Origin of the sequence: Lentzea xinjiangensis (genome assembly GCF_900110955.1) — a bacterium.
GTDB classification, from domain to species: domain Bacteria; phylum Actinomycetota; class Actinomycetes; order Mycobacteriales; family Pseudonocardiaceae; genus Lentzea; species Lentzea xinjiangensis.
In genome coordinates this window covers 825,073-846,962 of record NZ_FOFR01000002.1, presented here as the reverse complement: position 1 = coordinate 846,962, position 21,890 = coordinate 825,073, and the positions used below count along the sequence as shown (strand labels likewise).

Below are 21,890 nucleotides of genomic sequence, written 5' to 3'. Positions count from 1 at the left end.
TCCCCAGTTTCGAAGGTGTCAGAGGCCGCGGGCGGTGATGTCGCCGTAGGCGGTGGTGGCCTTGATGTGCAGTTCGGTGCCGCCGTCGTTCTTGAGGGAGTTGTGGATGCGGCCGTAGGTGGTGCCGGCGTCGAGCGAGGCGGACAGGGCGGTGGCGACGGTGATGTCGCCCTTCTGGGTGCTGATCTCGGCGGAGCCGGTGAGGCGGCCGACGGTGACGTCACCGGCCTGGGTCGTCACCGCGAGGCGGGCGGCCTCGTCGATCTTGACGTCGCTCTGGGCTGCATCGAGGGTGATGTCACCGAGCCGCCCGACGCCGCGGAACTCCGCGCTGGCGACCGCGGCCTCGACGTTCGACCCGGCCGGGAGCTGGACGGTGATCTCGACCGATCCCGAGGGGCCGAGGAGCTTGCCGCCCTCGTCGGCCTTGATCCGCAGGACGCCGTCGGTGAACTCGACGCGGGTCTTCTCGGCCGCCTTGACGTCACGGCCCTTCGCGGCGTCGGCGGGCAGGACCTCGACGGCGGTGTCGGACCGGTCGGTGGCGATGAGCCGGACGCGTCCGGCGGGGATGTCCAGGACGGCGGCGATGGGGGCGGTGGTGGCGAAGGTCTGCATCTCGGGCTCCTGCGGCTCGTTGTTTCTGATAGCCAGAAAGCTACGTTGCGTTTCCGAATGCCGACAACAACTTTGTTGCGATGAAGCAGCATTTATGCAGGTCAAAACCGCAAGATCATTGCAACCAGTCGTGAATCTAATGCAACGATCGTTGCAATGAAGTGTGAGTGAAGGCTATGGTGTGCGGCATGCCAGGAGGTCGACTCACCCAGCAGGAACGCCGCCAGATCGCGAACGGCCTCGCCGACGGCCTCGCTTACGCGGAGATCGCGCGAGGCCTGGACCGGCCCACGTCGACGATCACGCGCGAGGTGATGCGCAACGGCGGTCCCGCGGGCTACAAGGCGGACCTGGCCCACCTCGCCACCGAACACCGCGCCCAGCGGCGCAAGCAGGCCGCACCCCGAGGCCGTCCGGCGGTCGACCGGGCCGACGGGCGCGACCCCGAGGCGGTGCGCGAGTTCGAGGAGGCGTTCTCGGCCATCTTCATCGGGCAGGGCCTGCCGAAGATGACGGCGAGGGCGCTCGCCAGCCTGTACGCCACCGACTCCGGCAGCCTCACCGCGTCGGAGCTGGTGGGACATCTCCAGGTGAGCCCCGCGTCGGTCTCCAAGGCGATGGCGTACCTGGAGAGCCAGGGCCTGATCGGCCGCCGGCGCGACGAACGCCGCCGCGAGCGCTACGTCGTCGACGACGGCGACATCTGGTACCAGTCGATGATCGCGAGCGCCGCCGGCACCACGAAGCTCGCCGAGGCCGCGCGCCAGGGCGTCAGCGTGCTGGGCTCCGGCACCCCGGCGGCCACGCGGCTGGAGAACATCGCGCGGTTCCTCGACTTCGTCTCCGAGAGCATCGTCCGCGCGGCCGAGCAGGCGCGCGACATCCTGCACTCGAAGGGCTAGAGACCCCCGGCTAGACCCGGACGGCGACCGCGACACCCTGGCCGACGCCCACGCACGCGGCCGCGATGCCCACGCCGCCACCACGCGCCCGCAGGTGCCGCGCCACGTCGATGATCACGCGCGGCATCGAAGCGCCGAGCGGGTGGCCGTAGGCGATCGCCCCGCCGTGGACGTTGACCTTCTCGGGGTCGATCTCCGGCAGGTGGTGCAGCACGGAGAGCGCCATCGCGGCGAACGCCTCGTTGATCTCCCAGAGGTCGACGTCGGCCGGGTCGAGGTGCAGGCGCTTCACCAGCTTCCTGATCGCCGACACGGGCGCGATCGTGAACCGGTGCGGCTCCTCGCCGGTCGTCGCGCTGCCGATCACCTCGCCCAGCGGCTCGACGCCCAGCTCCGCCGCGATCGCCTCCGTGCCGAGCAACGCGGCCAGCGCGCCGTCGTTGAGCGGCGACGCGTTGCCCGCCGTCACCGACCCCTGCTCGGAGAAAGCGGGCTTCAGCTTGGCGAGCTTCTCGATGCTCGTGTCCGCCCGGACGTTCTCGTCGCGCCGGATCGCCGTGCCGTCCGGGAGCTGCACGGGGAACGCGAAACCCTCGTGCACACCGGCGTCCCACGCGGCGGCGGCGCGGCGGTGCGACCGCAGGGCGAAGTTGTCCATCTGGTCGCGGGTGATGCCCAGCTCGTGGGCCACGTTCTCGGCGGCCAGCCCCAGCGGCACGGTGTAGTGCTTGGGCATGCGCGGGTTCACCAGCCGCCAGCCCAGCGCCGTCGACACGGTCTCCACGCGGTCCGGGAACGCCTTGTCCGGGCGGGCCGTCACGAACGGCGCCCGCGACATCCCCTCCACACCACCGGCGATGACCAGGTCGGCGTCACCGGTGATCAGCGCCCTGGCGCCCTGGATGACCGACTCGCCACCCGACGCGCACAGCCGGTTCAGCGTCACGCCCGGCACCGAGACCGGCAGACCGGCCAGCAGCGAGGCCATCCGCGCGACGTTGCGGTTGTCCTCGCCGGCGCCGTTCGCGTCGCCCAGCAGCACGTCGTCGATGCGCGCGAGGTCGAGACCGGGGTAGCGGCGCAGCAGGTCGACGATCGGCAGCGCGGCCAGGTCGTCCACCCGGATGCCGGACAGCCCTCCCCGGTACCGGCCGAAGGGCGTGCGGGCGGCGTCGATGATCAGTGCGCGGGCCATGTTTTCCATTTTGCGGCAATCAGGCCTTGAGCAAGAAGGGGACGTAACCCGTTTCGGGGTGCACCTCTGAATCGGTGCTGAAGGCTTTGACCTCGATGGCGTGCGCGCCGGCGCTCATCGCCGCCGTGGTGAGTGAAATCCGCCACCGGCCCGCGGCGGCGGGGCCGTCGGCCGTGGTCGGGACGGTCGCCACGTGCGTGCCGTCGATCCTGACCTCGAATCCGGCGAGGCCTGCCACGGCCGCGTCCAGGGCGTTGACGCGCACCTCCAGGACCACCCGGCCGCGCTGGAACGCGGTGCCGTTCTCGATGGGCTGCCCGCTCGCGTCCAGCACCTCGGGGACGGGATCGGCGAGCGACGGCCGCGCGTCCACCAGCGGCGTGCCGGACTGGCGCTGCGGTGGGCTCTCCGGGCCGGTCAGCTCCACGTCGGTGTGCGTGACCTGGACGCGGTCGCCGGTCACCAGCCGGAGGTCCACGGTGTCGGTGAAGGCCTCGCGGGGCAGGTCGGCGACGGCCGGGTACTCCGCGCCCGGCTTCCACCGCGTGCCCTCGACCGCCGGGCGCAACGGCACCTCCACGCCGTTGAGCCGCACGGTGCCGACGGGTGGGCCCTCCCGCGACGGGATCATCGCGATGCGGAGCTGACCTGCGGTGACGTCCGCGATCGGACGGGTGCCGATACCGGCCGGTCCGTCCACGCGCACCTGCGGTGTGGGCACGGCGGGCGGTGCGTCGGCCTTGGCGGTGCGGTAGCCGATGAGGTCGACGCCCGCGCGGATCCGGTCGCCCGCGAGCGCCGCGACGCCGACCAGCGCCGTCGCCTCGCGCCACCGCGGCACGAACGGCGACGTGGCGACGACGTCGCCGTCCCGCACGACCTGGACGCCGCCCGCCGTCAGCACGAGCTCCCAGCGCACCGTCACGCCCGGCAGCGCGGCGGGGAGCGCCTTGACCGCGGTGCCGTCCGGGGTGAGCTCGACGACCGAGTTGCCGGTGACGTCGGTCGCGACCCTCGCGCGGATCGCGTTCGGCAGCACCGGCTCGCCCTGGACGCTCACCGGTCCCGGCACGAGGTCGAGCAGCAGCTCACCGCCGGTGCCGGGGGCGTCGGTCTCGACCACGAACCGGCTCTCGCCGTCGTCGCGGACGAACGGCGTGCGCGACCTCAGCGTCACGGCGCGGGTGCCGCAGCTACTGCTGATCACGAGCCGGTCGTGGTCCTCGCCGTCGCCGGAGGTGGCGCGGGCGCAGTCGGTGCGCTTCGAGAGCCGCCAGCGGCGCAGGTCCGGTTCGTCGGGGGCGTCGAAGCGGTCGGCGAACGTGTAGGAGGCGCTGTCGGCCCGCGGGGTCGCCTTGACGTGCGCGGGCTGGGAGCGCTGGCCGAACGAGTCGACGGCGCGGATCTCGACCTGCTGCTCGCGGTCGTTCTCCAGGCCGTTGAGCTGGGCGCCGGGCCTGGTGACGAGCTTGACCCGCTCGCCGGAGCGGACCTCGTAGGCGGGCGCGTCACCGGTCCAGGTGAGCTGGATCCGGTGGTGGCCCGAGCGCGCGACGACGTTCGACGGCGTGCCCGGCCGGCCCTGCGGACCCGGCACCAGCACCTGGTCCGCCACGAACGGCTTGAGCTTCGTCGGCGGAGGGGGAGCGGTGGGCAGGGACGAGTCGCTCCCGCCGGTGTCGCGCAGCACGATCACGCCGGCGACCAGCGCGAGGCCAGCCACAGCGAAGGCGACCCGCTTCACGGCCCTCACGCTAAGGCGTTCACCCCAGCTCGAACACGGTTTCGGTGGTAACGGGTTCGCCACCGTCCGCCGGAAGGACGCTCAGCTTGAGCCGAGCGTGCGACCGCGGGGCGAGGGTGCGCGTGTCGAGCCAGAACTCGTGCCGGCCGGGCACCCCCGCGCCCTGCTCGTTCGTGGGCATCGCGACGATGCGCCTGCCGTCCAGCTCGAGCTCGATGCCGCGGTGCCCGATGGCGTTGATCTCGGCCGTGACGAGGACGCGGCCCCTGCCCGGCAACGGCTGGGGAGGCTTGGCGCCGTCCTCGTGCATCACGTGCAGCCGCGGCCCGCCGGTCTTGATGCCGCCGGCGCGTCCGGCGAGCCGGGGAAGCGCGCGGGGACGGCTCTCCGGCTTGCGGATGACCACGAGCTGCGCCGGGGGAGCGGCCGCGACCCTGCCCGCGGTGAGGGCGAGGTCGGTGACCCTGACCCGGTTGCCCGGTTCGGGCGTGACGACCTTCGCCGCGACGGCGTCCTGCGGCACCTCGGCGTCCCGCGCGAGCGAGATGACCTCGGTCGGCACGACCCGTTCTGGCACGCCGCCGACGCCGAACGCGTCGAGGAAGCCGCCGCCGTCGATCCGGATCCGCGGGTGCACCACCGGCGCGGTGATCGCGACGGGCTCGTAGGCGACCACGACACCGTCCCTGAGCGCGACCACCGCGTCCGGCAGCACCCGCATCTCCCACCGGTGCCGCACGCCCGCCACGAGCCCGGTCATCGGCGCGTCGCCGAGCTGGACCTGCTTGCCGGTGCGGGGCAGGTCCGGGTCGGCGACGATCCGCGTGCCCTGGGTCGTGATGTCGAGGCTCACCGCGCCGCGCGGCTGGGCGTCGTTCTCCTTCAGGTACTGCCACGGGTCGGGGAGCATCGTCAGCCGCACGTGGCTCGACTCGACCGCGCCCGCCACGCTGATGATCGCCCGCCCGGTCGCGCCGTCCGCCGAGGGCACGCCGAACCTGATGGGCGTGTTCGACTGGAACGCCGCCATCGGGCAGTCGACGTCGATGCGGCTGCCCTGCCCGAACGGCCGCAGCCCGAGGCATTCCGGTTCGGCCTCGACCCGCCACTTGCGCGGGTCGAGCGCCTCCGGCCCGTCGAACCTGTCCGCCTGGCCGACGAGCTGGTCGTCCCACCGGTCGTCGTAGAGGTCCTCGGGCGTCGCGGTGATCGTGAGCGGCTCCGACCGCCTGCCGGTGGCGCTGACCGCCCGGATCGCGACCTCCACCCGCTCGTCGGGGTCCAGGCCGGGCAGCTCCACCTCGGGGCCCGGCACGAGCTGCTCGTTGCCGTTCCAGCGCACCTCGTAGGCCGACGCCGAGCCGTTCCACGAGATCTGCAGCGCGTCCACGTCGAGCGCCCTGGCCCGCGGGTTGGCCGGTGTCGTCGGGTCCTGCAGCGCGACGACCTCGACCCCGTCGGCGACCTCCCGCCGGAGCGAGGCCGGCGCGTCACCCGTCCGCAGCGCCACCACGGCGGCGACGACGAGCGCGAGTCCACCGAGCCCGCCGGCGAGCGTCCGTCGATCCACCCGGCGACCTTACGACGTTTCCGCGTCGGCGGTGCTGCCGTTCAGACCAACGACCCGCCCGCCGCGCGCCCCCAGGTTCCGCAGCGCCGCCAGCGCTCCGGGCTTGGTCAGGTCGATGGTCACCCTGGCCCGAGGCGGCTGGTTGACCAGCATGGTCCGGCCCTCGTGCCCCGCCTCGATCGTCTTGGCGAGCCCGCCGGTGGACGCGAGCGACCCCCGTGCCGCGCCGAGCCTGCCGAGGGCGTCGTCGACGGCCGTCAGCAGCGCGTCCCGGTTCCCCTCGCACATCGCCCGCACGAGCTCGGGCCGGCTGCCCGCCACCCGCGTGCCGTCGGCGAAGCTGCCCGCCGCGAGCGCCAGGGCCAGCGGACCGCCGCCTGCCCCGACCGCCGCGAGGACCGCCGCCAGGACGTGCGGCAGGTGGCTGATCCGCGCGACCGCCTCGTCGTGCTCCTCCGGCGTGGTCGGCACGACGTGCGCTCCGAGGTCGAGCGCCAGCCGCATGACGTCGTTGAGGTGGTCGTCCGCCTCCTCCGGCGTGACGACCCAGGCGGCGTCGCGGAACAGGTCCTCCGAGCCCGCCTCCCAGCCGCTCCGGCTGGTGCCGGCCATCGGGTGACCGCCGACGAACCGCACCTGCTTCGCGTACCGGTGCACGGCGTCGTGGACCGGGCCCTTCACGCTGGTGACGTCCGTGAGCCGGGTGCCGGCCGGGACCTTGCGCAGCAGGTCGGGAAGGGCGGGCATGGGCACCGCGAGGACCACGAGCGCCTCGGGGTCGCGGCCGAGGGCCTCCTCGACCGTCGTGACGTCGAAGCCCTCGGCGCGCGCCCTGTCCGCGTCGTCCCGGCTCGCGGTCGCACCCCACACCGTGCGCCCGGCAGCCCTGGCGGCCCGCAGCACGGAACCGCCGATCAGTCCCAGTCCGATCACGCACACGTCTCGCACGGGCCCATCATTCCGTGCGACGCGGGCTGGGACCTACCGGAGGGCGTCCGGCGCGAACGCCTTGTCAGAGACGACGGCCGGCGCGCCCCCGCTGGCTCGCCGCGGGGAGCTGAGCCGGCGTTGCCCGGCACGTCTCGCCACGGTGGATCGGCCGGCCCGGAAAGCCGACGGCCGATCGTGCCCGACGTGATCGTTGCGCCGTTCCCGGACGTCTTCGGCCGGGCTCGTCGGCTGCCGCCTTCCGCTACCGGAGGGCGTCCAGTGCGAACGCCGCGTACGTCGCCACCCCGTGCTCCATCGCCGCCTCGTCGAACAGCACCCGGTTCGAGTGGTTGGGAGCGGCGTCCTCCAGGTCGATCCCCCGCGGACAGGCCCCGAGGAACGCCAGCGCCCCCGGCACGCGCTGCAGCACGTAGGAGAAGTCCTCCGCGCCCATCAGCGGGTCCTGCATCGGCTCGCTCCACGTCGGTCCCATCGCCCTGGCCGCCAGGTCGACCACGTGCTGCCCGACGACGTCGTCGTTCACCGTCACCGGATAACCCGGCACGATGCTGACCTCGGCGTGGCACCCGTACGCGGCGGCCGTGTGCTTCACCGCCTGCTTGAGCTCCTTGTGCACCAGCCCGCGGGTCGCCTCGGACAACGTCCTGATCGTCCCGTCGAGCGTCGCGACCTCGGGGATGATGTTCGTCGTCGTGCCGGCGTTGATCTGCGCGACCGTCACCACGGCCGGCTCGTGCACGCTCACCCGGCGGCCGAGCATCGTCTGCAGCGCCCCGACCATCGCGGCGGCGGCCGGCACCGGGTCGAGCGCGTTGTGCGGCATCGCGCCGTGGCCGCCGCGGCCCTTCACGTGGACGTGGAACTCGTCCGCGGACGCCATCATCGGGCCCGGCCGGCACGTCACGACGCCCGACTTCAGGGTGGCGGTGATGTGCAGCGCGAACGCCTTCTCCACACCGTCGTCGAGCAGGCCTTCCTCGATCATGTACCGGGCGCCGTGGTAACCCTCCTCGCCCGGCTGGAACATGAACAGGACGCGTCCCCGCAGAGCGTCGCGCCGGTCCGCCAGCAGCCGCGCGGACGACGCCAGCATCGCCACGTGCGTGTCGTGCCCGCAGGCGTGCATGCTGCCGTCCACTTCGGACGCGTACGGCAGTCCCGTCGCCTCCTGCAGCGGCAGGCCGTCCATGTCGCCGCGCAACAGCACCGTCGGACCCGGCCGGTCGCCCTCGAGCACCGCCACGACCGAGGTGGTCGACTCGCCCTTCCTGACCTCGAGCGGCAGCCCCTCCAGCGCGTGCAGGACCGCGGCCTGCGTCCTGGGGTTCTGCAGCCCCTGTTCGGGGTGGCGGTGGATCTGGCGCCGCAGCGCCACCGTGCGGGGCTGCAGCGAACGCGCCCCTTCGAGCAGTCCGGCGAGGCGGGGGTCCGGCGTAGTTGTGCTCATCCGTCGATGGTGCCACCACCTCGGCTACCGGGAAGGTCGTCTGGGCCCTACGGTGTGCTCATGACAGAGCAGGAGCCGGTCAACGGCTTCGCGGTCGCGGTCGTCCGGGAGGACGGCCGCTGGCGGTGCAGCAGGATGGACAGCTCCGCGCTGTCGGAGCTGGACGCGGCGATCACGGAGCTGCGCCAACTGAGGTCGACCGGAGCCGTGTTCGGGCTCCTCGCCGTCGACGACGAGTTCTTCATCGTCCTGCGCCCCGTGCCGGGCGGCGTCTCGCTGCTGCTGTCCGACGCGGCCGCCGCCCTCGACTACGACATCGCCGCCGACGTCCTCGACCTGCTGCGCGTCGAGCCGCCGGACGAGGAGGACACCGAGCTCTGGCCGGAGGGCGACCTCGGTGTGCTGGCCGACCTCGGCATGCCCGCCCACGAGCTCCAGATCATCGTCGACGAGGTCGACCTCTACCCGGACGAGCAGCTCCAGATGATCGCGCAGCGCATCGGCTTCATCGACGAGCTGACGAAGCTGCTCGACACCATCCAGGCGTGATCACCGCGGAGGACATGGTCCGCGCCGCCCTCCAGGCGGCCTCGGCGCCGGGCGCGGACGTCCCGATCGGCGCCGTGGTCTTCGCACCGGACGGGTCGATCCTGGCGCAGGCCTGCAACGCCCGCGAGGCGCTGGGCGACCCGACCGCGCACGCCGAGGTCCTGGCCCTCCGAGCGGCCGCCGCGAAGTACGGCGACGGCTGGCGGCTCGACGGCTGCACGCTCGCCGTGACGCTCGAACCGTGCACGATGTGCGCCGGCGCCCTGGTGCTCGCACGCATCTCCCGCCTCGTCTTCGGCGCCTGGGAACCCAAGACCGGCGCCGTGGGCTCGCTGTGGGACGTCGTGCGCGACCGCAGGCTCAACCACCGGCCGGAGGTCCAGGGCGGTGTGCTCGAAGACGAGTGCGCTGAGCTGCTCGAACGCTTTTTCCGGACCCAGCGTTAACCCGCTCGCGCGGGCTGTGTATTGTTCTTACCGGTGGCGTGTCCGAGCGGCCGAAGGAGCACGCCTCGAAAGCGTGTGAGGTGCAAGCCTCCGTGGGTTCAAATCCCACCGCCACCGCTGCTCAGAGCCCCGATCACCACATCCGGTGATCGGGGCTCTGACGTTTCGTCTCAGTCGTCGTCTCAGTTGTGGACGCCGACACGTCGGGCGACGTCCCGTCGGATGGTCGCAGTCCTCCCTACCTGACGACGAGAGTTCCGGTGTTCGCGGTCGTCCCGTGGCAGGTCACAGATCCGTTGTAGGACCCGTTGCCGGTGTGCACCGGCGGGTACCAGCGATATCCCTTGAGCTGACCCCCGTCGATGACGAACTCGCCTTCGTCCTCGTGCCCGCCGTCAGGCCCGCTGTAGCGGAGCCGGCACGTCTGCCTGCCGCTGCTCCTCTTGTCGTACCAGACCGTGACCCAGGCACCCCTGTTCACGTCGATGCACACCAGGCTCGAACCGAACCCCACGTTCGCGCACTTGGTGAGGATCTCGCGAGGTGCCGCGGCGCCTGCCGTCGCCGGCACGCCGACTCCCAGTAGCGCGACGAGCGCGACCAATGCCGGGATGAGTTTTCTGATCATCTGGAGCGTTCCCCCTTTTCGGGTCGGCCGAATCGGTCGGCTGACCCGAACGGTTCTAGCTCCGGAACGTTTTCGACGGTCGGGGTGTGGGAGCTGAGCAATCAACGCGTGAACAACGTGCGCCACCGCGGACAGCTCCGAGCAGCGTCGTGGCTCAGGCGGCGCGCAGTTCCCGCTCCTCGACCGGCATGACCCGCACGAGGCCGATGAGCGCCACCGCACCCGCCACGGCGAGCGCCACGACACCGATCGAGCCGATGCTGGGCTGCCACGGGCCGACGAACGGGTTGAGGCTCGGCACGGTGGGCTTGCCGCCGAGGCCCTGCTGGTAGCGGATCATGGTCCAGCCGAGCCCGATGAGGTGCAGGGGGACCACGACCGCGGCGATCCAGCCGAGCATCGAGCGGGTGGTGCCGGGGAGGAACTCGCCGCGTTCGCTGATGATGTGGCCCGCGAGCAGGGCGGCGCCGGCGGCGACGGGGAGCACGTAGCGGCCCTGCATGATCATGCCGAGGGTGTTGGCGCCGGCCACGTCGCTGGCCACCGGCAGCGCGAACGCGGCCAGCACCACGAGGGTGAGGCGCCAGCGGTCGGCGCGCTTGCCGACAACCAGCGCGGTGATGGCGACGAACCCGGTCACGGCGTACCACAGCGCGTAGTAGGTGCCCGGCATCCGGACGTCGAGGAACGCGAAGTAGCCGACCATCGACTCGAAGTAGAACCCGATGCGGTCGACCAGCGCGATCTGCACGGCCTCCGCGGTGCTGAGCGTGCCGGGGGCCTTCGGGACGGCACCGAGCTGGTTCGCCTTCATCACGAGGACCCACAGGCCCGATCCGATGCCGGCGACGCCGATCACCGCCGCGGCCAGCCACACCACGCGGTCGCGGAGGAGCCGCAGCAGCCGGGTGCCGCCGGCGGTGGCGAGCACCACGGCGATCGCGATCACGACGTAGGCGGGCCCGGACGGGCGGATGACCGCGACCGCGGCCGCCGAGACGGCGAAGAGCGCGAGCAGCCTGCGGTCGACCGGTCCTTCGGCGTGCACGAGCGGGATCAGCGCCGCCCACATGGCGACGGAGGCGGCGATCTCCAGGCCGTTCGGGTTGATCGAGCCGATGATCTGCATGGCCATCGGGGTGGTGGCGAGCAGCACGCCCGCGAGCATGAACCAGCGGCGGGACCACGCGACGATGCTGCGCACCGCGGCGGCGAGGAACGCGGCGGACACGGCCACGCCGATGAGCCGGGCGATCAGCAGGCCCGTGTAGTCGGGGGACAGCCGCAGTGGCAGGCCGACCAGCGCGTAGTACGTCGGCTGGTAGCGCCCGGCCGCCGTGCCGACGTCCGCGAAACGCCCGTCCTGGGGCGGGGTTTGCTGGCACGCCGCGGACTTCGTCGGGTCGAAGGCGTAGCAGGTGTCCCTGGCCAGCGCCGCCGGGACGTTCTGGAAGGCGCCGGTGCCGTTCTGGGCGTCCGCCGGCTCCGGGGCGATCTGCCCGCCCGCCACACCGGCCGCGCGGATGATGTGCGCCTGTTCGTCCGGTGCGCCGTCCCACGGTGTGGCCGCCGCCCAGGCGGCGCCCATCAGGAAGAAGCTGAGGAAGGCGAGAACCGACACCAGCCGGAGCGTTCGCCCGGACAGCGCCGGACCGGCGGGTTCAGCGACTATTTCCGCCGTAGTCAGCATCTTCACCACGGACCGGACCTTACAGTCCTGCTGTGCATAGACTCCGGCGCATGCTGTCTGGCGACGACGTGCGCGCATCCGGGCCCAAGGCCGGCTTGATGCGTGTGCTCTACGAGCACAGTCTGGTCCGATTCCTCCTGATCGGCGGGGCGAGCGCGGCGTTGGACACAGGCGTGCTGTACCTGCTGCACGGCGTGGTGGGGATGGCGCTCCCGCTGGCGACGCTGGTGGCCGTGATGGTGGCGTTCGGGTTCAACTTCACGCTCAACCGGATCTGGTCGTTCGGCAGCGAATCGCCGGTGGGGTGGCAGGTCGGGAGGTACCTGTTGCTGGCGGTGGCCAACTGGTGCCTCAACGTCGCACTCGTGACCGGGCTGACGGCGCTCGGGATGCACTACGTCGTCGCGAAGATCGTCACGCTGGCCATCGCGTCGGCCGCCAACTACGTCGGCTACCGCGTCTGGGTGTTCAAGTGATCCACAACCGCGGACGGGCACGGACTTCCCCGCCGCGCAACCGTTCTCGTCGCTGACGGGACGATCAGAACCTCATCGCGGCCAGGAACTCCGCCAGCAGCCCGGCGTCTCCGCGCACCTCGAGCCCTTCCGTCCCGCGCCGCTGGTAGACCGCGAGCACGAGGTCGAAGGCCGAGCCCCGTGCCGCCACGTCCCACTTCTCCTCGCCCCGCGCCACGCGTGGCGCGGACCCGGTGAGGTCGACCGTCCACTGCGCCGAGGGCGCCTCGAAGTAGAGCGCCCCCGTGCCGAGCAGGCCGGCGGTGCCCGGCCGGGTGCCGAAGATGAACGGCAGCAGCGTCGTCATCCACTCGTGCAGCGTGTCGTCGGCGATCTCCTCGTCGACCTCGAACGGCAGGCCGAGCGCGTCCATCGCGTCGAAGCGGTGCACCACCGTCTCGTGCGCCATCCGGCGGCTCCAGAACCGCGGGCCCGGCATGCCCACCATGACCGCGATGGGGTCGTCGACGTCCACGCTCAGCAGCGCGTCGGACAGCAGGGCCGCGCCCTCGGTCAGCCACGGGCCGAGCTCCTCTGCCGTCTCGCCCGCGTACTCGGAGACGGAGTGCGCCTTGCTGAACGACCTGTCGGTCTCCGGCACGCGGCGGTGGATCATCTCCGCGACCCAGCGGTGCGCGTGGCCGAGATGGCGCAGGAGCTGGTTCAGCGTCCAGTCCGGCGCCGACGGCACCCGAACGCTCAGGTCGGCGCCGTGAAGTGCGGAAACCAGCAGCGAAGTCTCGGTCACGATCGTGGCCGCGCGCTCGGAGTAGCTCAATGACCCCATGCCGGAAAAGTACGCGCCGCGAGAACCGCCGGGCGGCTCGTAGGGACGCCGGCCGGTGCCTGGGAGGGGTCCACCGGCCGGCGTTCCGGGAGCGAGCTTACACCATGATCGAACACTTGTTCGAGTGATGATTGATGGGCCAACCGGTTAACCGTTAGTAACAACGGCTACCCAAGCTCACTCGATCGGGGAAAGATGCGTCGGTCCGCCGCATCCTCTGGAGGAAGTTTTGAGACCCACCCTGCCCGGCGTCGGGACAGCGGTGGCGGCGCTCGTGTTCGCCGCCGTTCCCGCTGTCGCCGCACCCAGCCCCGACGCCCTGATCTCCGAGGTCTACGGAGGCGGCGGCAACTCCGGCGCCACGCTCAAGCAGGACTTCGTCGAGCTCGCCAACAGGAGCGCGGGCGCGATCGGCCTCGACGGCCTCAGCGTCCAGTACATCTCGGCCAGTCCCGGCGCGAGCACGCAGTGGGGCGTGACCCCGCTGACCGGTTCGATCGCGCCCGGCAAGACGTTCCTCGTCGCGCAGGCCAAGGGCACCGGCGGCACCGTCGACCTGCCCGCCCCGGACGCCAGCGGCACGCTCGCCATGAGCGCCACCGGCGGCACCATCGCGCTGGTCACCGGCACCACGCCGCTCACCTGCAAGACGGCGGCCGACTGCGCGGCCGAGCCGCGGGTCAAGGACCTGGTCGGCTACGGCGCGGCCGCCGTCCGCGAGGGCACCGCGACGGCCGCGCTGAGCAACACCACCTCGGCGGCGCGCGCCGCCGCGCTCGGTGACACCGACGACAACTCCGCCGACTTCACCGTCGGCAACCCCACCCCGACCAACTCCCGGGGCGAGACCCCCGGCGGCGGCGACCCGGACCCCGAGCCCGACCCGGACCCCACGCCCGGCGACAAGCGCATCCACGACATCCAGGGCGTCACGCGCACCTCGCCGCTGGTCGGCCAGAAGGTCACCAACGTCCCCGGCGTCGTCACGGGCACGCGCGCCACGGGTGACCGCGGCTTCTGGATCCAGGACGTCACCGGCCAGGACGCCGACCCGCGCACCAGCGAAGGCGTCTTCGTCTACACGGCCGGCACCGCGCCGACCGTGGCCGTCGGCGACAACGTGCTGGTCAGCGGCACGATCGCGGAGTACCGGCCGGGCGGTGAGACGGGCTCCAACCAGACCCTCACCGAGATCACCGCGCCGACGACCATCACGGTGTCGAAGGGCAACCCCCTCCCGGCGCCGGTCGTCGTGAAGAACATCCCCTCCGGTTACCTGCCCGCGCCCGGTGGCAGCATCGAGCAGCTCCCGCTGGAGCCGGCGAAGTACGGCCTCGACCACTTCGAGTCCCTCGAGGGCACGCTGGTCCAGGTCGACGACGCCCGCGTGGTCGGCCCGAGCAACACGTTCGGCGAGGTCTGGGTGACGGTCAACCCCGACCAGAACCGCAACCAGCGCGGCGGCACCACCTACACCGCCTACGACCAGCCCAACAGCGGCCGCCTGAAGATCAAGACCGCTGGCGCGCTGCCCGCCGCGAACGTCGGTGACGTGTTCGCCGGCGCGACCGTCGGTGCCATCGAGTACACCAACTTCGGCGGCTACACGCTGGCGGCGCTGACCCTCGGCACCCACACGTCGTCCAACCTGCAGCGCGAGGTCACCGCGCAGCAGAAGGAGTCCGAGCTCTCGGTCGCGACCTACAACGTCGAGAACCTCGACCCGTCCGACCCGCAGGGCAAGTTCGACCGGCTCGCGGAGGGCGTGGCGACGAACCTGCGCAGCCCGGACGTCGTCGTGCTGGAGGAGATCCAGGACAACAACGGCGCGACCAACGACGGTGTCGTCGCGGCCGACCAGACGCTGCGGAAGTTCTCCGACGCGGTCGTCGCGAAGGGCGGCCCGCGCTACCAGTGGCGGCAGATCGACCCGGAGAACCTCAAGGACGGCGGCGAACCGGGCGGCAACATCCGCGTCGGTTTCTTCTTCAACCCGCAGCGGGTGTCCTTCGTGGACCGTCCCGGCGGTGACTTCAAGACGCCCGTCCAGGTCGTGAAGAAGAACGGCCGTGCGGCGCTTTCGGTGTCACCGGGCCGGATCGACCCGCTGAACGACGCGTGGGCGAACAGCCGCAAGCCGCTCGCCGGTGAGTTCAAGTTCCGCGGCCGCACGGTCTTCGTGGTCGCGAACCACTTCAACTCCAAGGGTGGCGACGAGGCGATCCACGGCCGCAACCAGCCGCCGAACCGCACCTCCGAGGTGCAGCGCGCGAAGCAGGCGGCGTCGCTCAAGGCGTTCACCGAGCAGCTCCGCGCGGCCGACAGGGGAGCCAACGTGATCCTCGCGGGCGACCTGAACGACTACCAGTTCTCACCCGCGCTGAAGACGCTGACCGGTGACGGCAACCTCAAGGCGCTCATCGAGACGCTGCCGGTGAACGAGCGGTACAGCTACGTCTTCGAGGGCAACTCGCAGACGCTCGACCACATCGTGATGAGCAGGAACATCACCCGCTTCGGCTACGACGTGGTCCACATCAACGCCGAGTTCGCCGACCAGGCGAGCGACCACGACCCGCAGATCGTCCGCGCCCGCCCGTCCACAGGTGACGCGAACGTCGACAAGGTCGTGTTCGCGCTCGAGGACGCCCTCGACTGCCTGAAGAAGTAACGGCTTCGCGCTGCCGCCGCCACGTCATCCACCGGACGACGAGGCGGCGGCAGCGGCCGTTGCGGCGACCACTCCGGCCTGGATCGCCTCGACAGCCCTGCGCACGGCGTCCCCTGCCCAGTTGCCGGCCGCGATCTCCTTGGCCCGCCTGGTCATCTCGCGCTTGTCACCGTCGACCACCTTGTGCACGGCCTTCACCGCGTGCAGCAGCGTGATCAACGCTCCGGTGCGCGCGTCCGCGCCGCGGTAGCCGAGCGCGACCTCGCCGACGGACTTCCGCACCGCCGCGGACGCGGCCTCGTCGGTGATCACGTAGCTCTTCGCCGGGAAGATCCCGAGCACCTTCCGCGTCCGGACCCGCACGACGCCGCGGCCCTCGAGCTGCGCGGCCACGGTGTCGCGCACCTTCTTCCGCAGCCGCTCCACGGCCTTCTGCGGCTTCAGCGGCTTGTCGAGCCTTGACACCGACTCCCGCAGCAGCGGGTCGTCCACCGGCGTCGGGTCGACGACCTGGAGCTTCTTGCCGTTCGGCTCGAACGCGACGCGTCCCGAGTTCACCAGCTCCATGAGCACGGCACCGGCGAGCGCGTTCTCCGCCGACGACGAGTCGACGTGCAGCTTTCCGGTCCGCTGGTTGATGAACAGCACCATCAGGTCTTCGTGCAGCATCAGCTCGACCCTCCCCCTGCGGCGGCCACGGTGGCAGCCACCAAGGCCGCGGTCACCGCGGTGTGCACCGCGTCCACCGCTTTCCTCACCGCCACTCCGGCCCAGTCGCCGGCGGCGATCTCCCTCGCCCGCGCGTTCATCTCGTGCTTGTCACCCCGGAACACCTTGTGCAGGGCCTTCACCGCGTACAGCAACGAGATCAGCGCACCGGTGCGGTCGTCCGGCGCCCGGTGCCCCCGCGCCACGTCGCCCACCAGGCGGCGGAGATCGCTGACCGCTCGAACGTCGTGGAGCGTCCAGGCCCTCGTCGGGAAGATCCCCAGAACCCTGACCTTCTCGACGGTCAGCACGCCGCGGGCGTCGAGCTCGGCCAGCACGTCGTCCTCCACGTGGCCGCGCAGCTCCTCGACCGCGCGCCGCGGCTTCATCGGCTTGCCGATGCGCGCCAGCGACTCCCGCAAGAACTCGTTGCCCAGCGGCGCCGAGTCCACCACCGCGAGCTTCCCGCCGTCGGCCTCGAACGCCACCCGCCCCGACTCGACCAGCTCCAGCAGCACGGCGCCGGCGAGCGCGTTCCGGATCGAGGTGGAGTCCGTGCGGAGACCGCCCGCCACCTCGTCGAGGAACAGCAGCATCAGGTCTTCGTGCAGCATCATGCAACGTTAACGCCGAAAGGGCGCCGAACGTTGACGTTCGGCGCCCTTCGCGACAGCGGAGGATACGGGATTTGAACCCGTGAGGGGGTGAACCCAACACGATTTCCAGTCGTGCGCACTAGGCCGCTATGCGAATCCTCCGTCGAAGACCTTACCGGACGGGGGTTCGGCGACCCAAAACGGGGGTGGCCGGAAAAACTTCGGGGGCCGCTGTCGATCTGGCGCCCGCCCGCTCGTCGTGGTCCCGTAACACCGACCGAGGAGGGCATTCGTGAAGTACATGCTGTTGATCCACGCGGCCGCCGACCAGGAGCCGACCTGCACCGTCGAGGACTGGATGGCCCACGAGAGGGAGATGAGGGACGCCGGCGTCCTGGTGTCCGGCCACTCGCTGGCCGACCTCGTCACCGCGACCACCGTCCAGGTCGGCCCCGACGGCAAGCGCACCGTCACGGACGGTCCGTTCGCCGAGACCCGCGAGGTGCTCGGCGGCTACACCGTCATCGACGTCCCCGACCTCGACGCGGCGCTGGAGTGGGCCGCGAAGTGCCCCGGCTCGCGCGACGGCGGCGCCGTCGTCGTGCGGCCGATCGCCGAGTTCGGCCTCTGAGCTCCGGTGGACGTCGGGCAGGTGTTCCGGGAGGAGCGCGGCAGGCTGCTCGCCACCCTGGTCAAGCGCTTCGGCGACCTCGACCTCGCCGAGGAGGTCACCTCCGACGCGATCGAGGCGGCGCTGCGGCACTGGCCGGTGGACGGGGTGCCGGACCGGCCCGGCGCGTGGTTGCTCACGACCGCGCGCCGCAAGGCCGTCGACCGCTTGCGCCGCGACCAGGTGCATGCGGCGCGGCTCGCGTTGCTGCAGGTGGAGGTCGACCGCTCGGACCCGCCGGCGGGAGGGGCCCTGCCGGACGAGCGGCTGGAGCTGTTCTTCACGTGCGCGCACCCGGCGCTGCCCGCGGAGGACCGCGGCGCGCTGGTGCTGCGCTTCCTGGCCGGTTTCACCACGCCGGAGGTCGCGCGGGCCTACCTGGTGCCGGTCACGACGATGCAGCAACGGATCGTGCGAGCCAAGAAGAAGATCAGCCAGGCGCGCATCCCGTTCCGCGTGCCCGACCCGCACGAGCTGCCGGAACGCCTGCCCGGCGTGCTGCAGGCCGTCTACTCGATCTTCACCGAGGGGTACGCGGCCCGGCGCGCCGACCTCGCCGGCGAGGCGATCCGGCTCGCCAGGATCCTGCGCTCGCTGCTGCCGGGAGAACGCGAGGTCACCGGCCTGCTGGCGCTGCTGCTGCTCGTCCACGCCCGCCGGGACGCCCGCGCCGACCTGCTGGAGGACCAGGACCGCACGCGCTGGGACCGCGACATGATCGACGAGGGCAGCGCGCTGGCCGAACAGGCGCTGACCGGCGGCCACGGCCCGTACGGGGTGCAGGCGGCGATCAACGCGCTGCACGACGAGGCGCCCGACTTCGCGCGCACCGACTGGCCGCAGATCGTGGCCCTCTACGACGTGCTGCTGAGGCTGGCCCCGTCACCGGTGGTCGCGCTCAACAGGGCGGCCGCGATCGCCGTGCGCGACGGCGCCGAGGCGGGCCTCGCGCTGCTCGACGAGCTGGCGGGCGAACCCAAGCTCCGCGACTACCACCCGTACCGCGCGGCCCGCGCCGACCTGCTGCACCGCCTGGGCCGCGACGCCGAGGCCGCACAGGCCTACCGCGAGGCGATCGCACTCGCGGGCACCGGAACCGAACAGGACTTCCTGCGCCGCAGGCTGGCCGCCGTCGAGGAGAAAACATGATCATGAAGTGGCTGGAGGCCGAACGCCTGGGCGTCGCCGACCTGCTGGAGGACCTGACCGACGACGAGTGGCGGCGCGAGACCCTGTGCGCCGGCTGGACCGCGCAGGAGATGGCCGCGCACCTGACCACGTCGACGCGCACCGGCTGGTGGGACGCGGTCAGGGGCGCCGTCACGTCCGGGTTCAGCTTCGACCGCATGGGTGACCGCCAGGCGCGGCGGATCGCCGCGCGGTTCACCCGGTCGGAGCTGATCGCGCAGATCCGCGAGACCGCCGGCTCGCCGAAGCGCGCGCCGGGCGCCGCGCCGATCGACCCGCTGGTCGACTTCCTCGTCCACGGCCAGGACATCGCCCGCCCGCTCGGCCGGGTCAGGCAGATGCCGCTCGAACCCGCGGAGGCCGCGCTCCGGCACGTGATGAAGAGCTCGTTCTACGGGGCCGCCAAGCGCTTCCGGGAGACCGGGATCCCCGACCTCCCGGTGCCTGACCTGCTGATGCTCGCCACCGGCCGGAAGTTGTCCACAGCTGGGGACAACGCTGTGGGCAACTCGAACATGCGTTCGAACTAGACCCTTCGCTACACTTGCGTCGGACCTCGTGCGGCACACATCTCGCGAACCTCCCCAGGGCCGGAAGGCAGCAAGGATAAGCGGGCTCTGGTGGGTGCACGGGGTCCCCTTTTTGTGTCGGTGCTCCCCGGTACTGTTCCGGGCGTGGCGCTCGCTCTGTATCGCAAGTACCGTCCGGCCACGTTCTCCGAGGTCGTCGGCCAGGAGCACGTGACCGACCCGCTGCGCGTCGCGCTGGCGGCGGGCCGGGTGAACCACGCGTACCTGTTCTCGGGCCCGCGCGGCTGCGGCAAGACCTCGTCGGCCCGCATCCTGGCCCGCTCGCTGAACTGCGCGAAGGGCCCGACCCCCGACCCGTGCGGCGAGTGCAACTCGTGCATCGGCCTGGCGCCCAACGGCACGGGCAGCGTCGACGTGGTGGAGCTCGACGCGGCCTCCCACGGCGGTGTGGAGGACGCCCGCGACCTCCGCGACAAGGCCTTCTACGCCCCGGCCGAGTCCAAGTACCGGGTCTTCATCATCGACGAGGCCCACATGGTCACCACGCAGGGCTTCAACGCCCTGCTGAAGATCGTCGAAGAGCCGCCGGACCACCTGATCTTCATCTTCGCCACCACCGAGCCGGACAAGGTCCTCCCGACCATCCGCTCCCGCACGCACCACTACCCGTTCCGCCTGATCCCGCCCGGCGTGATGCGCGGCCTGCTGGAACGCAACTGCGCCGCCGAGGGCGTCGCCGTCGAACCGGCCGTCTTCCCGCTGGTGATCCGCGCGGGTGGCGGCTCGGCCCGCGACACCCAGTCCGTCATGGACCAGCTCCTGTCCGGCGCGGGCCCCGACGGCGTGAAGTACGAGCGGGCCATCGCCCTCCTCGGCGTCACCGACTCGGCCCTGATCAACGACGTGGTCGACGGCCTCGCGGCAGGCGACGGCGCCGCCGTGTTCGGCACGATCGACCGCCTGGTGGAAGCAGGCCACGACCCCCGCCGCTTCGCCGCCGACCTGCTCGACCGCCTCCGCGACCTCGTCCTGCTCTGCGCGGTCCCCGACGCCGCCGACCGCAACCTGGTCAGCGCCCCGGAGGACGAGCTGGCCACGATGGCGGCCCAGGCGGAACGCATCGGCCCGGCAACCCTCACCCGCTACGCGGAGATCGTCCACGCCGGCCTGGTGGACATGCGCGGCGCCACGGCCCCCCGCCTGCTGCTGGAACTGCTCGTCTCCCGCATGCTGCTCCCCTCGGTGAGCCAGTCGGAAGCAGCCCTGCTCCAGCGCCTGGAACAGCTCGAACGCCGCCCCCCGGCCACCATCGCCGCCCCCGGCGAGCCCACCGCGGCCGCCCCCGCGGGCGCCCCGGTCTTCACCCGCAGGTCCCAGCAGCCGCCCACCCCCGCGGCCGAACCATCCCAGCACCAGGCCCCACCCGCACCGCCGCAGCCCCGTCCGACCCCGGTCGTCCCCGCCCCGGCAGCCGTCCAAGCCCCGGCGGTCCAGGCACCGGCGGTCCAGGCACCGGCAGCGCCTCCAGCAGCCGCCGCCCCCGAACCCCAAGCCCCCACCCCGGTCCCGGCCGCGCCCGAGCCGACCACCGGCGGCATGGACGCGGCGGCGGTCCGCCGAGTCTGGTCCGAACTGCTGGCCGCGGTCCGCTCCACCAGCCGCAGCACCGAGGCGATGCTGACCAACGCCATGGTCAGCGAGGTGGACGGCAACGTGGTCACGGTCACCCACACCTCGGCCCCGCTGGCCCGCCGCCTGGCGGAACCCCGCAACACCGAGGCCATCTCGAACGCCCTGGCCGCGGTCCTGGGCGGCACCTGGCAGGTCCGCTGCACCCACGGCACCCCGGGCGCGACCCCGCAGGCCACCACCCCGGCCAAGGCCCCCCGCCCGGCCCCCACCCGCCCGAGCCAGGCAGGCAACCCGGCACCACGCCAGCCGGAACCCCCGCAACGCCAGGCCCCGCGCCCGGTGGCGGACGACGTCCCACCACCCCCGGAGCCCCCCGAGCCCGACGACCCCCTGCCGCCGGAACCGGACGACGAAGAGGCGATGCTGGCGGAGGCCGCCCGCCCGGCAGACCCGAACGCGGTGGTGCAGGCCGACGACCCGGAGACGGCGATGCTGAAACTCCTGGCCGAAGAACTGGGCGCCCGCCCTCTGAAGAAGGCCTGACCAGCCGCTGAACCGGCAAAGCCGAACCAACAACGCCCAAGCCGAGCCGCCCTCACCCCGGCTTGGGAACGCGGGGCCCCCGCGTTCCCTCCGGGGTAACGCGGGGGCCCCGCGTTCCCTCTCAATGGCGGGGGACGAGCCGTTCGTAGTGCTTGCAGCGCGCTACACCCCAGACATGCACGTAACAGCAAGCCGCCCACAGCAACAGGCGTGCCATCAGCCTGAGGGTGGCGCTGGCCGGTCCTGGATCAGATTGGCGGGGTCCGGGGCGGAGCCCTGGAACAGGCACCCGACGAAACGCAACCCGGAC

General features: G+C 72.0%; 20 protein-coding genes, 2 tRNA genes and 1 other RNA gene. 11 read left to right on the top strand and 12 right to left on the bottom strand.

The annotated features are described in order from the left end of the window. Positions 1-18 precede the first annotated feature (18 nt). The gene (locus tag BMW88_RS09495) at positions 19-618 is read right to left on the bottom strand and encodes a DUF4097 family beta strand repeat-containing protein (protein WP_089950176.1); all 600 of its coding nucleotides are present in this window, start codon (positions 616-618) and stop codon (positions 19-21) included. A 188-nt stretch (positions 619-806) separates the two neighbouring features. On the opposite strand from BMW88_RS09495, the gene BMW88_RS09490 reads away from it, so the two are divergent. Further along, on the top strand, positions 807-1,520 hold the full coding sequence (locus BMW88_RS09490) for a GbsR/MarR family transcriptional regulator (protein ID WP_089950305.1): 714 nt from the start codon (positions 807-809) through the stop codon (positions 1,518-1,520). A gap of 10 nt (positions 1,521-1,530) precedes the next feature. On the opposite strand, the gene BMW88_RS09485 is transcribed toward BMW88_RS09490, so the two are convergent. The 5 genes from BMW88_RS09485 to BMW88_RS09465 form a co-directional block, all read right to left on the bottom strand. Next, complete coding sequence (locus tag BMW88_RS09485; RefSeq protein WP_089950175.1) at positions 1,531-2,715, bottom strand: thiolase family protein; 1,185 nt, start codon at positions 2,713-2,715, stop codon at positions 1,531-1,533. A 19-nt stretch (positions 2,716-2,734) separates the two neighbouring features. After that, complete coding sequence (locus BMW88_RS09480) at positions 2,735-4,459, bottom strand: hypothetical protein (protein WP_089950174.1); 1,725 nt, start codon at positions 4,457-4,459, stop codon at positions 2,735-2,737. A 19-nt stretch (positions 4,460-4,478) separates the two neighbouring features. After that, the gene (locus BMW88_RS09475; protein ID WP_089950173.1) at positions 4,479-6,029 is read right to left on the bottom strand and encodes a fibronectin type III domain-containing protein; all 1,551 of its coding nucleotides are present in this window, start codon (positions 6,027-6,029) and stop codon (positions 4,479-4,481) included. A 9-nt stretch (positions 6,030-6,038) separates the two neighbouring features. After that, positions 6,039-6,977 carry a prephenate dehydrogenase gene (locus BMW88_RS09470; protein WP_089950172.1) on the bottom strand — a complete coding sequence of 313 codons (939 nt, stop codon included), beginning with the start codon at positions 6,975-6,977 and terminating at the stop codon, positions 6,039-6,041. A gap of 244 nt (positions 6,978-7,221) precedes the next feature. Beyond that, positions 7,222-8,427, bottom strand: coding sequence for a M20 metallopeptidase family protein (locus BMW88_RS09465; protein WP_089950171.1), 1,206 nt, complete (start codon positions 8,425-8,427; stop codon positions 7,222-7,224). Positions 8,428-8,487: 60 nt separating this feature from the next. Here BMW88_RS09465 and BMW88_RS09460 point away from each other — a divergent pair, with 60 nt between their 5' ends. The 3 genes from BMW88_RS09460 (at position 8,488) to BMW88_RS09450 (ending at position 9,539) form a co-directional block, all read left to right on the top strand. After that, on the top strand, positions 8,488-8,976 hold the full coding sequence (locus tag BMW88_RS09460) for a tRNA adenosine deaminase-associated protein (RefSeq protein WP_177221014.1): 489 nt from the start codon (positions 8,488-8,490) through the stop codon (positions 8,974-8,976). Between the two features lie 14 nt (positions 8,977-8,990). Beyond that, on the top strand, positions 8,991-9,422 hold the full coding sequence (locus tag BMW88_RS09455; protein WP_089950304.1) for a nucleoside deaminase: 432 nt from the start codon (positions 8,991-8,993) through the stop codon (positions 9,420-9,422). Between the two features lie 32 nt (positions 9,423-9,454). Continuing rightward, a tRNA-Ser gene (locus BMW88_RS09450) sits at positions 9,455-9,539 on the top strand. A 121-nt stretch (positions 9,540-9,660) separates the two neighbouring features. Here BMW88_RS09450 and BMW88_RS09445 read toward each other — a convergent pair. Both BMW88_RS09445 and BMW88_RS09440 read right to left on the bottom strand, forming a co-directional pair. Then, positions 9,661-10,050: a hypothetical protein gene (locus BMW88_RS09445; RefSeq protein ID WP_143116020.1), complete on the bottom strand. Its 390-nt coding sequence runs from the start codon at positions 10,048-10,050 to the stop codon at positions 9,661-9,663. 154 nt (positions 10,051-10,204) lie between these two features. Then, the gene (locus BMW88_RS09440) at positions 10,205-11,740 is read right to left on the bottom strand and encodes a DUF2142 domain-containing protein (protein WP_245777676.1); all 1,536 of its coding nucleotides are present in this window, start codon (positions 11,738-11,740) and stop codon (positions 10,205-10,207) included. Between the two features lie 50 nt (positions 11,741-11,790). Here BMW88_RS09440 and BMW88_RS09435 point away from each other — a divergent pair, with 50 nt between their 5' ends. Next, complete coding sequence (locus tag BMW88_RS09435; RefSeq protein WP_089950303.1) at positions 11,791-12,216, top strand: GtrA family protein; 426 nt, start codon at positions 11,791-11,793, stop codon at positions 12,214-12,216. A 64-nt stretch (positions 12,217-12,280) separates the two neighbouring features. On the opposite strand, the gene BMW88_RS09430 is transcribed toward BMW88_RS09435, so the two are convergent. After that, positions 12,281-13,042, bottom strand: coding sequence for a maleylpyruvate isomerase family mycothiol-dependent enzyme (locus tag BMW88_RS09430; RefSeq protein ID WP_089950167.1), 762 nt, complete (start codon positions 13,040-13,042; stop codon positions 12,281-12,283). 229 nt (positions 13,043-13,271) lie between these two features. On the opposite strand from BMW88_RS09430, the gene BMW88_RS09425 reads away from it, so the two are divergent. Continuing rightward, positions 13,272-15,713: an endonuclease/exonuclease/phosphatase family protein gene (locus BMW88_RS09425; protein WP_245777652.1), complete on the top strand. Its 2,442-nt coding sequence runs from the start codon at positions 13,272-13,274 to the stop codon at positions 15,711-15,713. A 24-nt stretch (positions 15,714-15,737) separates the two neighbouring features. Here BMW88_RS09425 and BMW88_RS09420 read toward each other — a convergent pair whose 3' ends face one another. The 3 genes from BMW88_RS09420 to BMW88_RS09410 form a co-directional block, all read right to left on the bottom strand. After that, positions 15,738-16,382 carry a GOLPH3/VPS74 family protein gene (locus BMW88_RS09420; RefSeq protein WP_089950165.1) on the bottom strand — a complete coding sequence of 215 codons (645 nt, stop codon included), beginning with the start codon at positions 16,380-16,382 and terminating at the stop codon, positions 15,738-15,740. Beyond that, positions 16,382-17,035, bottom strand: coding sequence for a GOLPH3/VPS74 family protein (locus tag BMW88_RS09415; protein WP_177221011.1), 654 nt, complete (start codon positions 17,033-17,035; stop codon positions 16,382-16,384). The genes BMW88_RS09420 and BMW88_RS09415 overlap by 1 nt, the downstream gene beginning before the upstream one ends. Before the next feature lie 59 nt (positions 17,036-17,094). Further along, a tRNA-Ser gene (locus BMW88_RS09410) sits at positions 17,095-17,179 on the bottom strand. A gap of 130 nt (positions 17,180-17,309) precedes the next feature. On the opposite strand from BMW88_RS09410, the gene BMW88_RS09405 reads away from it, so the two are divergent. The 5 genes from BMW88_RS09405 (at position 17,310) to BMW88_RS09385 (ending at position 21,580) form a co-directional block, all read left to right on the top strand. Continuing rightward, entirely contained in the window at positions 17,310-17,648 is a 339-nt protein-coding gene (locus BMW88_RS09405; protein WP_089950163.1) for a YciI family protein, read from the top strand. A gap of 6 nt (positions 17,649-17,654) precedes the next feature. Continuing rightward, positions 17,655-18,836 carry an RNA polymerase sigma factor gene (locus BMW88_RS09400; protein ID WP_089950162.1) on the top strand — a complete coding sequence of 394 codons (1,182 nt, stop codon included), beginning with the start codon at positions 17,655-17,657 and terminating at the stop codon, positions 18,834-18,836. Continuing rightward, positions 18,833-19,405 (top strand): maleylpyruvate isomerase family mycothiol-dependent enzyme, encoded by a 573-nt coding sequence (locus tag BMW88_RS09395; RefSeq protein ID WP_089950161.1) that lies wholly within the window; start codon positions 18,833-18,835, stop codon positions 19,403-19,405. Before BMW88_RS09400 ends, BMW88_RS09395 begins: the two co-directional genes overlap by 4 nt. A gap of 17 nt (positions 19,406-19,422) precedes the next feature. Further along, positions 19,423-19,519, top strand: an RNA gene (gene ffs, locus BMW88_RS09390) — signal recognition particle sRNA small type. 30 nt (positions 19,520-19,549) lie between these two features. Continuing rightward, complete coding sequence (locus tag BMW88_RS09385; protein WP_089950160.1) at positions 19,550-21,580, top strand: DNA polymerase III subunit gamma and tau; 2,031 nt, start codon at positions 19,550-19,552, stop codon at positions 21,578-21,580. The last annotated feature ends 310 nt before the right edge of the window (positions 21,581-21,890 follow it).

Bases quoted from the DNA above. Each gene is read 5' to 3' on its own strand.
- BMW88_RS09495 (WP_089950176.1), bottom strand. From the start codon at position 618: ATGCAGACCTTCGCCACCACCGCCCCCATCGCCGCCGTCCTGGACATC.
- BMW88_RS09415 (WP_177221011.1), bottom strand. From the start codon at position 17,035: ATGCTGCACGAAGACCTGATGCTGCTGTTCCTCGACGAGGTGGCGGGC.
- BMW88_RS09460 (WP_177221014.1), top strand. From the start codon at position 8,488: ATGACAGAGCAGGAGCCGGTCAACGGCTTCGCGGTCGCGGTCGTCCGG.
- BMW88_RS09455 (WP_089950304.1), top strand. From the start codon at position 8,991: ATGGTCCGCGCCGCCCTCCAGGCGGCCTCGGCGCCGGGCGCGGACGTC.
- BMW88_RS09420 (WP_089950165.1), bottom strand. From the start codon at position 16,382: ATGCTGCACGAAGACCTGATGGTGCTGTTCATCAACCAGCGGACCGGA.
- BMW88_RS09465 (WP_089950171.1), bottom strand. From the start codon at position 8,427: ATGAGCACAACTACGCCGGACCCCCGCCTCGCCGGACTGCTCGAAGGG.
- BMW88_RS09430 (WP_089950167.1), bottom strand. From the start codon at position 13,042: ATGGGGTCATTGAGCTACTCCGAGCGCGCGGCCACGATCGTGACCGAG.
- BMW88_RS09445 (WP_143116020.1), bottom strand. From the start codon at position 10,050: ATGATCAGAAAACTCATCCCGGCATTGGTCGCGCTCGTCGCGCTACTG.
- BMW88_RS09485 (WP_089950175.1), bottom strand. From the start codon at position 2,715: ATGGCCCGCGCACTGATCATCGACGCCGCCCGCACGCCCTTCGGCCGG.
- BMW88_RS09490 (WP_089950305.1), top strand. From the start codon at position 807: ATGCCAGGAGGTCGACTCACCCAGCAGGAACGCCGCCAGATCGCGAAC.
- BMW88_RS09440 (WP_245777676.1), bottom strand. From the start codon at position 11,740: ATGCTGACTACGGCGGAAATAGTCGCTGAACCCGCCGGTCCGGCGCTG.
- BMW88_RS09395 (WP_089950161.1), top strand. From the start codon at position 18,833: ATGATCATGAAGTGGCTGGAGGCCGAACGCCTGGGCGTCGCCGACCTG.
- BMW88_RS09435 (WP_089950303.1), top strand. From the start codon at position 11,791: ATGCTGTCTGGCGACGACGTGCGCGCATCCGGGCCCAAGGCCGGCTTG.